The organism is Catenibacterium sp. GCM10023432 (assembly GCF_042651925.1).
Lineage (GTDB): Bacteria > Bacillota_I > Bacilli_A > Erysipelotrichales > Coprobacillaceae > Catenibacterium > Catenibacterium mitsuoka.
Window position 1 is genome coordinate 1 of record NZ_JBHSEB010000054.1, and the last position, 15,455, is coordinate 15,455.

20 protein-coding genes are annotated in these 15,455 nt (G+C 34.2%); 2 read left to right on the forward strand and 18 right to left on the reverse strand.

Translation table 11 applies throughout. The features are described 5' to 3' along the window. The first annotated feature begins 184 nt into the window (after window positions 1–184). Entirely contained in the window at window positions 185–607 is a 423-nt protein-coding gene (locus ACFOZZ_RS07880; protein WP_055233672.1) for a hypothetical protein, read from the forward strand. A 29-nt stretch (window positions 608–636) separates the two neighbouring features. Here ACFOZZ_RS07880 and ACFOZZ_RS07885 read toward each other — a convergent pair whose 3' ends face one another. From ACFOZZ_RS07885 to cdaA, 12 genes are all read right to left on the reverse strand, one after another. Further along, window positions 637–954: a hypothetical protein gene (locus ACFOZZ_RS07885; protein WP_006506093.1), complete on the reverse strand. Its 318-nt coding sequence runs from the start codon at window positions 952–954 to the stop codon at window positions 637–639. Continuing rightward, window positions 944–2,020 carry an alanine racemase gene (gene alr, locus ACFOZZ_RS07890; protein ID WP_278860557.1) on the reverse strand — a complete coding sequence of 359 codons (1,077 nt, stop codon included), beginning with the start codon at window positions 2,018–2,020 and terminating at the stop codon, window positions 944–946. The genes ACFOZZ_RS07885 and alr overlap by 11 nt, the downstream gene beginning before the upstream one ends. 89 nt (window positions 2,021–2,109) lie before the next feature. After that, complete coding sequence (locus ACFOZZ_RS07895) at window positions 2,110–2,721, reverse strand: HAD-IB family hydrolase (protein ID WP_055233670.1); 612 nt, start codon at window positions 2,719–2,721, stop codon at window positions 2,110–2,112. Beyond that, the gene (gene deoD / locus ACFOZZ_RS07900; RefSeq protein WP_055233669.1) at window positions 2,721–3,425 is read right to left on the reverse strand and encodes a purine-nucleoside phosphorylase; all 705 of its coding nucleotides are present in this window, start codon (window positions 3,423–3,425) and stop codon (window positions 2,721–2,723) included. Before deoD ends, ACFOZZ_RS07895 begins: the two co-directional genes overlap by 1 nt. Window positions 3,426–3,429: 4 nt before the next feature. Next, window positions 3,430–3,768: a hypothetical protein gene (locus ACFOZZ_RS07905; RefSeq protein ID WP_055289327.1), complete on the reverse strand. Its 339-nt coding sequence runs from the start codon at window positions 3,766–3,768 to the stop codon at window positions 3,430–3,432. Beyond that, entirely contained in the window at window positions 3,743–4,165 is a 423-nt protein-coding gene (locus ACFOZZ_RS07910) for a hypothetical protein (protein WP_279079377.1), read from the reverse strand. The genes ACFOZZ_RS07905 and ACFOZZ_RS07910 overlap by 26 nt, the downstream gene beginning before the upstream one ends. Window positions 4,166–4,170: 5 nt before the next feature. Continuing rightward, on the reverse strand, window positions 4,171–5,286 hold the full coding sequence (locus ACFOZZ_RS07915; protein WP_376815037.1) for an aldo/keto reductase: 1,116 nt from the start codon (window positions 5,284–5,286) through the stop codon (window positions 4,171–4,173). Between the two features lie 44 nt (window positions 5,287–5,330). Next, on the reverse strand, window positions 5,331–6,644 hold the full coding sequence (locus ACFOZZ_RS07920) for a HAMP domain-containing sensor histidine kinase (RefSeq protein WP_055233665.1): 1,314 nt from the start codon (window positions 6,642–6,644) through the stop codon (window positions 5,331–5,333). Beyond that, on the reverse strand, window positions 6,644–7,297 hold the full coding sequence (locus ACFOZZ_RS07925; protein WP_055233664.1) for a response regulator transcription factor: 654 nt from the start codon (window positions 7,295–7,297) through the stop codon (window positions 6,644–6,646). Before ACFOZZ_RS07925 ends, ACFOZZ_RS07920 begins: the two co-directional genes overlap by 1 nt. 76 nt (window positions 7,298–7,373) lie before the next feature. Further along, window positions 7,374–8,720, reverse strand: coding sequence for a phosphoglucosamine mutase (gene glmM / locus ACFOZZ_RS07930; protein ID WP_376815038.1), 1,347 nt, complete (start codon window positions 8,718–8,720; stop codon window positions 7,374–7,376). Between the two features lie 15 nt (window positions 8,721–8,735). Then, window positions 8,736–9,845: a YbbR-like domain-containing protein gene (locus ACFOZZ_RS07935; protein ID WP_055233662.1), complete on the reverse strand. Its 1,110-nt coding sequence runs from the start codon at window positions 9,843–9,845 to the stop codon at window positions 8,736–8,738. Further along, a complete protein-coding gene (gene cdaA, locus ACFOZZ_RS07940; protein ID WP_238703655.1) occupies window positions 9,838–10,638 on the reverse strand; it encodes a diadenylate cyclase CdaA in 801 nt (266 codons plus the stop codon). Before cdaA ends, ACFOZZ_RS07935 begins: the two co-directional genes overlap by 8 nt. Window positions 10,639–10,782: 144 nt before the next feature. Between cdaA and pduL the strand changes: the two genes are divergently transcribed. Further along, window positions 10,783–11,352: a PduL/EutD family phosphate acyltransferase gene (pduL, locus tag ACFOZZ_RS07945; RefSeq protein WP_055233661.1), complete on the forward strand. Its 570-nt coding sequence runs from the start codon at window positions 10,783–10,785 to the stop codon at window positions 11,350–11,352. 31 nt (window positions 11,353–11,383) lie between these two features. Here the strand turns inward: pduL and ACFOZZ_RS07950 are convergent, their stop codons facing one another. The 6 genes from ACFOZZ_RS07950 to ACFOZZ_RS07975 all read right to left on the reverse strand — a co-directional run bounded on the left by ACFOZZ_RS07950 (window position 11,384) and on the right by ACFOZZ_RS07975 (window position 15,391). After that, complete coding sequence (locus ACFOZZ_RS07950; protein ID WP_055233660.1) at window positions 11,384–11,908, reverse strand: flavodoxin domain-containing protein; 525 nt, start codon at window positions 11,906–11,908, stop codon at window positions 11,384–11,386. Window positions 11,909–11,981: 73 nt separating this feature from the next. Continuing rightward, window positions 11,982–12,257 carry an HU family DNA-binding protein gene (locus ACFOZZ_RS07955; RefSeq protein ID WP_006506079.1) on the reverse strand — a complete coding sequence of 92 codons (276 nt, stop codon included), beginning with the start codon at window positions 12,255–12,257 and terminating at the stop codon, window positions 11,982–11,984. A gap of 65 nt (window positions 12,258–12,322) precedes the next feature. Then, complete coding sequence (locus ACFOZZ_RS07960) at window positions 12,323–13,162, reverse strand: MurR/RpiR family transcriptional regulator (protein WP_055233659.1); 840 nt, start codon at window positions 13,160–13,162, stop codon at window positions 12,323–12,325. Window positions 13,163–13,164: 2 nt separating this feature from the next. Continuing rightward, on the reverse strand, window positions 13,165–13,719 hold the full coding sequence (locus ACFOZZ_RS07965) for a Fe-S-containing hydro-lyase (protein ID WP_279147879.1): 555 nt from the start codon (window positions 13,717–13,719) through the stop codon (window positions 13,165–13,167). Further along, complete coding sequence (locus ACFOZZ_RS07970; protein WP_376815039.1) at window positions 13,716–14,558, reverse strand: fumarate hydratase; 843 nt, start codon at window positions 14,556–14,558, stop codon at window positions 13,716–13,718. Before ACFOZZ_RS07970 ends, ACFOZZ_RS07965 begins: the two co-directional genes overlap by 4 nt. 8 nt (window positions 14,559–14,566) lie before the next feature. Beyond that, window positions 14,567–15,391: a MurR/RpiR family transcriptional regulator gene (locus ACFOZZ_RS07975; RefSeq protein ID WP_055233656.1), complete on the reverse strand. Its 825-nt coding sequence runs from the start codon at window positions 15,389–15,391 to the stop codon at window positions 14,567–14,569. Between the last annotated feature and the right edge of the window lie 64 nt (window positions 15,392–15,455).

The window sequence follows — 15,455 nt, forward strand, 5'->3', positions numbered from 1 at the left end:
TAACTGATAATACCATTTTCTATAAAATCTAATTTATCTTCTTATTTCCAGTTTCTGCTTGCAATTCGGGATTCTTTTAATTCCAGTTTCATTTTACAATTGAGATATACCAAAGTGAAACAATAAGATATTGTCAGCGGAGGTAGAATTTGCTACAATATTTTAACGGAGGCGTACAAGAACGATGAAAGATTTTATCAAGAAATTTGCACGTGAAATCAGTGTTTTTGGATTAGTACTTGTTGTTTTCCTTGGCTTATTCATTTATCGTCAGGCAACATATGCAACTTATACAACTTTATCAAGCACAAAGTTTGAACAGAAGATTGAAAATAAAGATAGCTTTATTCTTGTTGCAGGTGATAGTTCTGATAATACAATGAAATCTTTCCAGGAAGTTATGACAACTTACCAGACAAAGAATAGAAAAAATAAGCTTTATTATGTTGATACAAAAGGAAAGTCTAGTGATTACCTAACTAAGAAATTGAATGTCAATGTCTCTACACCTTGCACATTCATTATTAAAAATGGTAAAGTGACTGCTAAGTATCCAGGTGCTCTACAGTACTATTATTTCAAAGATTTTATTAATGCAAATCTATAAAAAAGAGATTGCCGATGCGGCAATCTCTTTTAGTCTTTAAATTCAATTTCATCAAGTGGTAAATCATTCTTTAACTTATGGTTACAGTTTGGACATCTCTTTTCTACACCTGTCACAAAACTTCTAGACTTTGTAAAGACATCTACATGTCCACATGAATCACAGCGACATCTTTTCATTAGTTTAAAGTTATAAGCCATAAGTAAAATATATAGCACAACTGTTCCAATAGTACCAGGTAATCCTAGTGACATAAAGAAGCTGACTAATATACCAATAATAAGTAAGAAGTTAGAACCGATTTCTATTCTTCGAATTGTTTTTGCATATTGATTTCTACTTTTCATATATTCTCTCCACTCTTGGTGAAATGAGACAAATGATTTCATAAGGGATTGTATTAATTTCCTTAGCCATCTTTGCGAGTGAGATATGTTCTCCAAAGATTTCTACATCATCACCAGGTTTTACGTTCTCATCTACCTTCACCATACACTGATCCATGCATACTCTTCCTACAACAGGATAGTAGTGACCATTAATATAAACTTCTCTACCCTGATTTGCACGTGTAAATCCATCTGCATAACCAATTGGTAAAGTCGCAACATATTGATCTTCATCTGCTGTATAAGTCATACCATAACCAATCTTTTCACCTTTAGGTACAACTTTAACCATTGCAACTTTAGTATAAAGACTCATCGCCTGTTTTAAATCTTTATTTTCTTCACCACGTGGATCTACACCATACATTGCAATACCAATACGTGTTAGGTTACCAAAATCAGAATGATGGAACATCATAGCCGCAGAGTTATCACAATGAACATACTTAAAACGATTATTACCTACAATAGACTTGAATAAAGCCAGCTGCTTTTCATACTCATCATCCTGTGAAAAGTCATCTGCAGTCGCAAAATGAGTGAAGATGCCTTCTACATCAATCTTTGCAGGATCAATCATTTCCATAGCCTGTTCAAATTCTTTTTCTGTTTTAAAACCAATTCTATTCATTCCTGAATCGATACTTAAATGAACTTTAACAGGTGCATCATAATGATGCATTTCATTAATCTTACTTAAGTAATCAAATGAGAATAAAGCAAGACTGATATTCTTCTCAATCGCAATATCTAAGTCTTCTAGTGGTACTGCACCTAGTACTAGAATATCCTGCTTTACACCTAAATCTCTTAAGTCTACTGCTTCTTTTAAAGTTGCCACTGCAAACATCTGAATAATTGGTTCATCCTTTAATACAGAAGCGACTTCCTTATAACCATGTCCATAAGCATTTGCTTTAATGATAGCCACCATAGGCTTTTTAGTTTTTTTATATAATGTTTCTACATTTTCTTTAATATAATCTAAACGCACTTTAGCATACGTATCACGATAACGTGTCATTTTATATTCCTCTTTTCTTAAGTAAAAAGTATAAACTAGACATTTATACTTTTCAAGAACTGTTTGAAAAAGCAGCACTTATATGCTGCTTAAAAGTCTGTTAAATGGCCATCTTTTCTATCAACACGATAACGATAACGGCATAATTCCAACATTGGTAGATCTGAATTAGAATCAGAATAACCATAAGAATGATCATAATCTATTTCTAAATCATGTTCCTTCATATACTGATTAATTCTAGTTACCTTTGCTTTACCTTTACAGTTCTCACCAATAATACGAGATGTATAATGCCCATTCTTTATTTTTGTCTTAGTACCCATTAACTCGTCACATGGAAGAGTATTAAAGCGCATATAAGCTTCAGCACTTGCAGTGACTAGAAATACTAAACATCCTTCTTCCTGTCTCTTCTTCATCTCTTCAACCATATGAGGGTAATAAGTAGGGACGATATCCTTTTCATAACAGTCTTTGATTTCTTCTTCAGTGAGTAAATCTAAAGGGAAATGAATCCATGATTTCATTGATTCCATAGAACAGATATGTAATACATAACCAATTCCATAAGGAATAAGTGGAAGAAAGCGGAATACAGATAAAGGATACTTCTTTAAGGTATAATTCAATAGCTTATTAATAGAATCACCATGGGCTATTGTATAATCAAAATCAAAAAATGCACACTTCTGTTTCATTAAGCAATCTCCAATGCGACTTCCATCATTGCAGTAAATGTCTTTTCTCTTTCTTCAGCAGTAGTTTCTGGTTCATCATTTACTAAAGAATCAGAAATTGTAAGTAATGTTAAAGCATTCTTACCTAAATAAGCAGCTGTCGCAAATAATGCGTAAGATTCCATTTCTACTGCAAGAACACCCATTCTAGACCATTTTTCTACAGAAGTTGTATCTGCATGATAGAAAATATCAGATGCTAAAACATTCCCTACGTGATAGTTGATCTTCTTTTCTTTTGCAAGTGTTACAGCCTTTTCAAGTAATGAATAAGAAGAAATAGCTGAGAAAGTGCCTGGTAATTCATATTGATGTGCAAAGTGAGAGTCTGTACATGATCCCTGTGCAATAATGACATCTCTAATATGAACATCCTTCTGCATAGAACCTGCACTACCAATACGGATAATGTTTTCTACATCATATTGTGTAAATAATTCATAAGAATAGATACCGATAGAAGGCATACCCATTCCTGAACCCATAATAGAAATCTTTTTTCCTTTATAAGTTCCTGTATATCCAAACATGTTTCTTACAGCATTAAACTGTACGACATCTTCTAGATATGTTTCTGCCAGATATTTTGCACGTAATGGGTCTCCTGGCATTAAGACTGTTTTTGCGATATCACCTTTTTTTGCTTCATTGTGTGGTGTTGCCATAATTTTATCTCCTTTTATAATAATTTTTTAGATCTGGTTTCTTACCTGATATGATTGCATCCTTGAGTACTTTATAATCTTTACTTGAATAGCCTGCTTTCGCAAATGACTCTGTCATTATGACAGGTGCCTGGTTATCACTCAAACCCACATATAATGCGATATCTTTCTTGTAGGCTTTGATATGGGTATCAATATCAATCATATGCAGCTGGATATTATCATCATCCTTGAAATCATCTATTAATATTCTACATTTTCCACAAGACTTAAGTCCATAGACTTTTACAGAATATACATTCTTTTTACATGATGTACTACTTAACAGTAAACCTGCGATCACTAAAATCTTGAGTAGGTTTCTTTCCATTAGCGACACGTTCAATATCTTTTGCCAATATCTCTTCATCATCTGTTTCATATCCTAATAATGCGAAATATCCTTTTACATAGATAAATGGACCTAAGCCATAAAATTCCTCATCAAAATCCTTTAATGAATTCACTGCCTGGTCATAATGGACTGTTGTCTTCGTATCATCCATATCATACATCTTGATAGAAATATTCTTATAACGTTTCTTTAAATAAGGAATCGCATTCTTCTTAAATGCGATACATTCAGCACATGTCTTGACTGAATAGAATTCAATTGTGACAGGATGAGGTAATTCAACCTTTTTTTGTGTGCATCCAGTCATCAACAATAAACTTAATAAAAATAAAATCCATTTCTTCAATCGCATCACTCCTCTAATACATCAGCACATTCTTTTAAATATTCCATAATAGGTAACTGCTGTGGACAAACACCCTCACATTGACCACATCCTATACAAACAGATGCTTTCGCACTCTTTTCTATAATGCCTTCATAACGATTCTTTGCTTTATCCTTCATACCATAAATCTTATACCAGTTCATTGCCTTGAAGATATCAGGAATTTCAATACCCATAGGGCATCCTGGTGTACAATAACGACATGCTGTACAAGGAATAGATTCAATCGCATCCAATACCTTTTGTGCTTCTTTAATTGTATTCTGTTCCGCTTCACTTAAAGGCTTAAATTCCTTCATATAAGAAATATTGTCTAATACCTGTTCCATTGTACTCATACCACTTAATACCGTAATGATACCATCAAGTGATGCCACATAACGTACAGCCCATGATGCAATGGACATATCAGGATTCGCATTATACAGAATATCTCTTACTGAATCGGGAGGAGTAGCCAATGTACCACCCTTAATAGGTTCCATAACGACAATAGACTTCTGATGCTTTCTCGCAATTTCATAATTAGCACGAGATGTAATAGCAGGATTTTCCCAGTCTGCATAGTTTAATTGTAATTGTACAAATTCCACATCAGGATGTTTAGTGAGTAATTCATCCAATAATTGTGGTGTCCCATGAAAAGAGAAACCATAATGCTTAATCAGCCCTTTTTCTTTTGCATCCTTCACAAAGTCCCATATATGATATTGATCATATAAAGCGACATTGGCATCAGATAATGCATGTAACAAGTAATAATCAAAATAACCTGCCCCTGTTCTCTCTAAACTTACCTTTAATTGTGCCTGGCAGCTTGCTTCATCATGACACATCATCTTTGCATTGATCTTAGAAGCCAAAGTATAGGAATCACGAGGATAACGTTCTACAAGTGCAATTCTAGTTGCTTCCTCTGAACCTTCATAGACATATGCTGTATCAAAATAAGTAAGTCCAGCATCCATAAAGGCATCCACCATTTTCTTTGTTTCTTCAATGTCAATTTGTCCATTAGTGCGTGGTAAACGCATCAAACCAAAACCAAGCTTTGGCGTATGTTCTCCAAAATAAGTCATATTCTCAACTCCTTTATTCTATTCTAACACAAAAAGCTTCCCAACTAGGAAGCTCTTTTCGTAAATATAAATGCAACACCTGGATCTTTATTTTCAGCATGAATATCATAGCCATACATATCCGCAATTTTTGCGACAATAGAAAGACCTAAACCAAACTGTCCTTTCACCCCTTTAACATAAGGGTTGAAAAGATCCTCTTTCTTATCTTCATCAATAGGATCCCCATCATTATAAATAATGAGTGTATCTTTCTTTAATGTAATCATAATCACAGACTTCATATAACGTGACGCATTATCAATAATATTCTCTATCGCAACACGCCAATGCTCTTCATTACCGATGAAGGCTACATCATCTAGATCTGTTTCTATATGTATATGCTGCATTGCTTCCATCTGCATGACAATATGTTCAATTAAATCTTTAATTGGGAAAGGCTTTAATTCACTTTCTTCTGCACTTAAGTAATCGAGTCTATTTAAATAGAGTAATGATTTGACTTTATGTTCTAATCGGTCCGCATTTTCTAAAATAACATCCATAGAACTTTCTTTATCCCCATATGGGTAGATATCATCCTTAACACTTTGCCCATATGTTTTAATAAGTGCGATAGGTGTTTTTAAGTCATGAGAAATGTTATGAATCATTTCTTCTTTGACCTTTTCCTGCTTCATGAGTTCATCTTTCATTGTCACAATCGCATTACCAACAACCCCTATTTCATCCTGTCTATCCATGACAAGAGTGCTATCCTCACGATTCGCAATAGAGTCTACATAGGTTTTGATTTTCTTTAAAGGACGAATCAAAGAGATAACCCATAAAACAAGAACTAACGCAAAGATTGTGAGTACAGCATAAAGTATATAAATAATACGATTACGAATATCCCTAATCAGCTTATCTGAATAAGAGTTAGACATAATAGAAATCAAATACTCATCATCAACCTTCATTATACGATAATAATAGGTTTCTCTTGCATAAGTCCCCTTGTTTTCTATCGTATAGTGTCTTCTACTATTGACTATTTTCTCTAAATCACGTCCAAATAAGTAATTATAAAGTAATGTCAATGTAGTGGCATCCCCATAAAGATTACTAAATGTGAAAGCATTTTCTACTGGATCATAGACAATTGTATAAATAGGCTTCTCTTTATTATTAGAAGGCATGAAATCATATTCTACAGTATTTCTTTGTGATGTTTCTAGTTTTTCGTACATCTGGTCATCAATAATATCATGAACATTAGAATCCACAACCGGCATGACAACAGTCACAAGCATAATAGCTAAACCTAGAATTACCACAAGAAGCTGCTTCAATAAAGAAAGAGATTTAAACATTAGTCTAGTCTATAGCCAAAACCATAAATTGTCTTGATATTGATATTTGGCATCTTCTTTCTTAAACGTCTTAATGTATCATCTACGACACGATCACTACCAAAATAGTTTTCATCCCAGACACGTGTTAAGACCTGTTCACGAGAAATCGCAATACCTTTATTCTTCATAAAATAGAGAAGCAGTTCATATTCTTTGGTTGTTAAATCAATTTCATGGCCATTCTCTAATACTTTACGCTTTGATTCATCAATCATATAACCATCGATATCAATCATTTCAGTATCCTTATAAACACGCTTTAAGACATTATGAATACGAAGAATCACTTCCTTCATATTAAATGGTTTTGTAATGTATTCATCACAGCCCTTTTCTAAACCTATAATACGATCAAATTCCTGATCTCTTGCAGACATGAAGACAATAGGCATATCAGGACGTGCTGACTTAATAGCAGTTAATAAGTCAAAACCACTATTCTTATCAAGCATAATATCAACGAGCCATAAATGAACATCGTCATCACAATGCATTAAGGCTTCATCATATGTATAGAAAGAAGTACATTCATATCCTTCTTTTTCTAAATAAGTTCTTACTAGATCATTCAATTGTTTTTCATCATCAATGATGTTGATTTTGTATTTCAAGAGACTCACCTCCCATATTTACCATTATAGTGAAAATATTGCCAGCAAAGTGGCAATATTTTGTTAGATTATGTGATTATTTAACGGCATAGCCTTTTTCTTTAATAAGATTTACTACCTTAAGCACATTTTCATGACAGATTTCATCTGTCTGTGCTTCAACCATGACACGAATTAATGGTTCTGTACCAGATTCTCTTACTAGAATACGACCGTCATCACCTAATGCTTCTGTCACTTCTTCAATAGTTTTCTTGATATCTTCATCATTTAATACTTCAGCTTTATCTTTTACACGTACATTGATTAATAGCTGTGGATAAATAGTGACTGGTTCTGTTAACTGAGCTAAAGTCTTCTTATTTTCAATACATGTTTCTAGAATCTTTAATGATGTTAAGATACCATCACCTGTAGTCGCATGCTTAGAGAAAATAATATGACCAGACTGTTCTCCGCCAATAACGTTGCCATTAGTCACCATGTTTTCATAAACATATTTATCACCAACAGCAGTCTTTGCATAACCAATACCAACCTTATCTAAAGCCTTATAAAGACCAATATTACTCATAATTGTAGTAACAATTGTATTGTTGGCAAGTTCATTGTTTTTCTTTAATTCCTGACCACATACATAAAGAATTAAGTCACCATCAACAACTCTACCAAATTCATCTACGGCTAAACATCTGTCTGCATCACCATCAAATGCAAAACCGATATCCAAACCATTTTCACGGACAAAGTTCTGTAATGAACCCATATGTGTAGAACCACAATCAGTATTGATATTCACTCCATCAGGATGATCATTGATAACATATGTTTCTGCGCCTAATGCATCAAATACTGCCTTTGCGATATTAGAAGATGCACCATTAGCACAATCTAAACCAACACGTACATTTCTAAATGCTCTCTTAGGAATGCTCATTAAGTAACCAATATATCTATTTCTACCCATAGAGTAATCAAAAGCACGACCGATACCATCCTTAGTTGCGTATGGAAGTTCTTCAGTTAAACCATCAATATACATTTCAATCTGCTTTTCAACATCTGCATCAAACTTCTGACCTTTATCATTAATAAGCTTAATACCATTATCATAATAAGGGTTATGTGATGCAGAAATCATGATACCACAATCAAATCCATCTGTTCTTACAATATAAGATACTGAAGGTGTTGTAGTTACATGAAGAAGATATGCATCCGCACCGCTGGCAGTTAAACCAGCTACAAGTGCATATTCAAACATATAACTTGAACGTCTTGTATCCTTACCAATAACGATTCTTGCTTTATGATGACGATTATAATACCAGCCTAAATAACGACCTACTTTAAAAGCATGTTCTACTGTTAATGTCTTATTTGCTTCTCCTCTAAAACCATCTGTTCCAAAATATTTACCCATTTTTACTTATCCTCTCTATTTTTTCTCAATAAACATAGTCACATCAATAGTATTCTGTGATATCTTATTGATTTTGTCATTTCCCTGTAATGCGATACCAGATAAAGTTGTTGATCCTGATAAATTAGAAATATCGACCTGACATGTAATATAGTTAATATCACTAATATCAGTACGTTTACCATAGATCGTTACAGTAGAGCTAGATAACTTATAATTTGTCATCTGATAGCCTTCCTGCAACTGTCCAACAAATTCTGGTTTAACTGGCACTTCTTTAGAATAGGAATCAACATGACAACTGACATTCACCTTTTCTGGTGCAATTGTACATTGTACTTCATTCCCATCTGCATCAAAAGCTTTAATTTCACATGCCTGCTGGAATGCCTTTGTCTTATCCTCCACATCAATAAGTGCCTGGACCTTATCAATCTTATCAAGATTATTCTGTGTCGCTGTTATTGTAACACGTTTTGTAGATATTGAATCAACTGAAACACTATATTTTTCATTTAATTTATCTTGATTAATAAACTTATATCCTAAATCGAACTTTGCATCCACCTTAGGCAGAATCTTAATTGTCACTGTTTCAGGAATAAGCATCACAGTCAAATCACTATCAAAATTTCTTGTCTTTAATGTAACATGATGTGTTCCTTCATTATATTCAGATAAATCACAATAAACCTCATAATTACTTGTTAACTTAGTTGTATAGATATCCATAGAAGGACCAATCAAACCTATTTCTACAGTTGGAGGTACTCCCGATACATCATAGCGATCCTTTAATCCTTCTACCTGTACTGGCACCTTCTTAAGCGTTGCCCCAGCCGTTGTAGAATTCATTACATCCCCACCAGAGAATGAAACAAATAAGAATAAAGCAAGCACAAATGAAAGAATACGCACAGAATGCTTATTCTCAAGAAGCTTATCTAACAGCTTATTAAAGTAGTTATAGCCTGTAGAGACCTTTTCCACTGTTTTTGTATAAGTCTGTTCTCTTTCTCCTTTTTTCGCTTCTGTCTTCTCTTTTTCAGATTTTTCTTCCTTTACAAACTGCAAGAAGAAATCCGTTGTAGAATCCGTCTGTTTCTTTTTCTTAGGATCATTCATGGGATTCACCACCTTCACCATACCAGTTCAATTCAGCAATTAATTTAGAACGAAGTTCATTCAAGTTAATTCTTGTCAATTCTCCATTCGCTGCAAAACTGACATTTCCTGTTTCTTCAGATACAACCACTGTCAAAGAATCTGTGATTTCGCTAATACCAATTGCCGCTCTATGTCTTGCTCCATACTGTGAAGGAATTTCCTTATTTGTTGGAGGATAAAAACAGGCAGAAGCAACAATCATATCATTCTTTATAATAGTTGCACCATCATGAAGAGGTGTTCCTTCATAGAAGATAGTTGTTAAAAGTTCTGCTTTAATAGATGCAGATACCTTCACACCAGTATTAATAAAATCCTGTAAAGACTGACGACGTTCAAAAGTAATAAGTGCACCTGTCTTATCCTTAGACATTGTTGTAATAGATTCAACAAGTTCATCCATTGCACGTTCTCTTTCATCATCAGATAAGCGATGCTGTACTTCATTTTTAGTCTGTCCCATCTTCTCTAATAAGACACGTATTTCTGGCTGGAAGATAACAACAATAGCCAATACTCCCCATGTGATTACTGCATCAACAATTGTACCAAGAGTAACTAATCCTAGAACACTTGTAATAGCCTTAACAAGAAGGACAACAATAACCCCTTTAAATAACTGCATAGTACGCATGTTTGTCTTGAACATCATGATACCATAGTATAATAAAACCCATACTGCCAATAAATCAATAGCTGATTTTGTAAACTTCCATATTATTGGTAATTCCGACGTAATAATATTTATCATAACATCAACCTCACTTACAAATATTATAGCAGTTTTAAGAATTAATGAAAATAAACATTGATAGGTTACACTTATAGATATTTGTAAAGTAAGCCTTTTCAAAACGTATAAAAGGGTGTAAAATACGTGACTAGGAGGCAGATTATGAATAACAAAATTATCATTGAAACTTCAGCTAGACATATTCACTTAAGTCAGGCTGATTTAGAAACATTATTTGGTAAAGGTTACGAACTAACAAAGAAAAAGGATCTTTCTCAGCCAGGTCAGTTTGCATGTGCTGAAAAGGTAAAGGTTGTAGGAACTAGAGGCGAAAAAGCTATGTCTGTTCTTGGACCTGTTAGAGACCATACTCAGATTGAATTAGCTCTTACTGATGCCAGATCATTAGGTTTAGAAGCACCTGTTAGAGGTTCTGGAGACATTGCTGGTAGTGGAGCTTGTAAATTAGTTGGACCTAAAGGTGAAGTTGAATTAACTGAAGGCGTTATTGCTGCAAAACGTCATATCCATTTTTCTCCAGAAGATGCTGAAGCAATGGGTATTAAGGACCGTCAGATTGTAAAAGTAGAAGTTGAAACAAATGGTCGTTCATTAATCTTTGGTGATGTTATGTGCCGTGTTAAAGATACTTATGCTACTTTCATGCATATCGATACAGATGAATCAAATGCTGCTGGTGGACCTAAAGAAGGTACAATTATTGTTGATTAATTTTAAAGGAGAAGCAGGTCGCTTCTCCTTTTTATTTTACTTTGATTGCATAATCTTCAATTCTTTTGATCTTCTGTGAGAATAATTCTATTTCATGATTATCGAAGTTCTCAAAGATATTGACATGATGCTCTTTTGGAATGACTGGACGATTCTTATTCATGACTGCAAGAACCATCTTCTCCTGAATACTTAAATCAGGATAATAGATTGCACCGCCAAGTCCTGCCATTGTCGTTACATTCTTTAATATAGAATAATCAAACTCTTTAGTAATATAACTCATGAATTCAGTATGGAAAAGAGCTGTAATATAAATAGAATAATGCTTCTTAATAAGTAATCCCTGATTCTTCTTGATAAAATCCACCATCTTTGGATCAAGTGCCCCATAATAAACAGGAACTCCTAAAACAATCGTATCTGTCTTCTCTAAGACAGCCATATCTAATTCATCTAAGTTCATCAACGTGCATGTATGATCAAGATATGTATTGATAACACGTGCTATTTTAGCTGTTGCTCCATGCTTTGATGTATAGAGTATTGTAATCATCCTCATCACTCCCTTTTATCTAATTCTAAACTAAATAATCAAAATAAAAAAGTGCCGAAGCACTTTTTTATTATTATTTATTCACTGCATCCTTAAGTGTAGAACTTGCTTTAAAAGCAGGAACTTTACTTGCTGGAATTTCGATAGTTTCACGAGTTCTAGGATTAATACCTGTTCTCGCTTTTCTTTCTCTTACTTCAAAAGTTCCAAGACCTTTTAAAGCCACTTTATCGCCTTCAACAAGAGCTCCAGATACTGCATCAACTAAAGCATTAATAGCACGTTCTGCATCAGCTTTAGTTAAAGATGCTCCTTCAGCAACTTTTTCTACTAATTCATTTTTCTTCATGAATAGATACTTCCTTTCTTTTCAACTTGTTCCATTATACCATTTTGTTGGTACTACGTATACAGTTATAATAAATATTGATTATAGAGTAAACCGTAACGCAAATATACAACATTAAAAAATGAAACTGTATCAATAAAACCAGAAATAGAAGACTGCGTATAATCACTCTCTTCACCATTTAAATGGTAATAGTAATCTACTTCAGGATTTGTATAATCCTTATTCATAGTCACAATCAAAATACGCGCCTTCTGTTTTTTAACACGTGTAACCAATGAATCAATCAATTCTCTTCTTGCACGTACTGTCACAATAATAACCAGATCATTTTCTTCAATCAGATCAAGTTTTTGAACTTCATCTCCTCTATTTGCAAAAGCATAGAGAAACTTTTCAAGTTTCAGCATCTTTAACTGAAAATCCTGACAGGCAATACGTGAGAACTGATAACCAATCATAAATACGTGAGGAGCATCATGAATAAGTTCGCAGATTTTATCGACATCATTGATATCTAGCTGCTGCTGTCCTAATTCCAATGATTTCTTTGTATCATCATAGACTTTATCTACAAGATATTGCGGATTCTTTTTGATCTTAAAATCGTCATCAAAAGAGAAATGAATTTCATCATGTGCTATTTCTAAAGCAATCGCCATTTCTTTTTTGAATGTTGCAAAGTTACGACAATTTAAATCCTTGCAGAATCTTGAGATTGTTGCTGGAGATGTATAACAAAGCTCTGCAAGATCATTAATTGAAATACTAGGAATCTGTTCAAGATGTGTAAGTATTGTTTTCGCAATACTGTAATACATATCCTGCCCAGATGAAAAGTTCACATATGTCATGAGAAGATATAGAATATCTGTCTCATTATAATCTCTAAATGGCTGATCCATAACTATTCCTTTCCTTTCAAATAATCCTGACGGCCTATTTCATAAAGATCATGTCCTTCACTATCAATTACAACAGTAAGTGGTAGATCTTCTACAACGAGACGACGTACCGCTTCAGGCCCGAGGTCTTCATAGGCAATCACTTCACATGATTTAATACAAGAGGCTATAATCGCTCCTGCACCCCCAATAGCACCAAAATAAACACCTTTGTATTTTTTCATTGATTCTTTTACGTCGTTGTTTCTTCTTCCTTTACCAATCATCCCTCTTAATCCCTGTGCTAACATGGTAGGAGAATAAGCATCCATACGATAAGACGTTGTAGGTCCACAGCTACCAATAATATGACCAGGCTTTGTAGGTGTAGGACCTACAAAATAAATCACCTGATCATAAGGATCAAAAGGAAGTGGTTCATTATTTTTTAATGCTTCTACAAAACGCTTATGCGCCGCATCACGTCCTGTATAAATAGTACCGCTTAATAATACTTGATCACCAACATGGAGTGATTCCACTTTTTCAATAGTAAGAGGTGTTTCTAATTTAATCATAATGTCGCCTCCTGATGACGTGATACATGACAACAGATAGCCACAGCGCAAGGTAAACCTGCAATATGAGTAGGACAAGTTTCTACATGTAAGGCAAGTGCTGTTGTCTTACCACCAAATCCTGCAGGACCAATACCAGTCGCATTCACCTTTTCCAACATTTCTTCCTCTAACGCACGATAACGAGGATCCGGATGATGTTCTTCTATCTTCTTGATCATCGCCTTCTTTGCAAGATAAGTGACATGATCAAATGTACCACCAATACCTACACCAATCACAATAGGAGGACATGGGTTAGGACCTGCATCTTCTACAACCTTGAGAACAAAGTCCTTTACACCTTCAATGCCATCACTTGGTTTAAGCATCTTCACCTGGCACATATTTTCACTGCCAAATCCTTTAGGTGCTACCGTAATCTTTAACTTATCTCCAGGCACAATATCATAATGAATAATTGCTGGTGTATTATCTTTTGTATTAATACGGTCAAAGACAGGATCATCCACCACACTCTTTCTTAAGTATCCTTCAGTATATCCCTGTCTGACACCTTCATTGATTGCTTCTGTAAGGTTACCTTCTACATAGACTTCCTGACCTATTTCTACAAAGATACAGGCCATTCCTGTATCCTGGCAGATTGGTTCCTGGTTATTAGCAGCAATATCCGCATTTTCCTTTAATATTTCTAATGTATGTTTAGAAACAGGAGAATCTTCTGTAGAGATGGCTTCTAATAAACGGTTATAGACATCTGTAGGAAGATGACAGGCACCTTTAATACATAACTCTTTAATTGTTTCTGTAATTATTTCTGATTTAATTATTCTCATATAACCACCTATACCAATTTCTTCTTCATTGACTTGAGATCTGGGCAGAATAAACTATAGTAACGTAAACTCATTAATTGTACAGCCGTTAAAAGTGCATGCTTAGTTGTCTTATTTTCAAGAGAACCACCGACTAATACCTTATATTCCACAGGAATACCTAGATTGTCTTCATGAGTAGAAGTAATCCATACAATATGACATTTAGATTTATGAAGATACTGTAAGACCTTATGTCCCACGTGTTCAAAATTACCATTCAACGAAATAACAATCGCAACAGAATCTTCAGTCATCTGTTTTGCACATTCTAACTGTCTTTCTGAATCCATATACGCAATAGTAAACTTCTCTAACATCAATAGATCCGTCTGTAGTAATATTGCAGCACTTGTTGAGAACTGCGTTCCAAAGAAAGCGACTTCTTCATGATCATGAATTAAATGAAGCACTTCATCCAATATTTTCCAATCAAGGATTTTTGAAATCTCTTGAGTAGATTCAATAATCTGCTGAGCAAACTCTTCTGTAGCCTTCTCTGGTGAATGTGCCATACACTCCAAATCAATATTAATCAAATTATTGAATTTCTTATTATTAGAATGAAAACTATTGCATTCCTGTTTTAAATGCGCAAAGTTTTCATAGCCTAAAGCACGACAGAAACGTGAAATGGTTGCAGGAGAGACAAAACATTCTTCTGCAAGTTCACTAATACGCATATCGGGGATACGATAAAAATTATTAGCCATAAATAAAGCTATAAAATAGTTTGTATCTGTTTCACTAGCTGTATCTAGATAGATCATCAGGCGATAAAATAAATTTTTCATATTTTCCTCCATTTCCCCGCACCTTCGTTGCGCGGACACAAATATATAACCAAACTCAAATCCA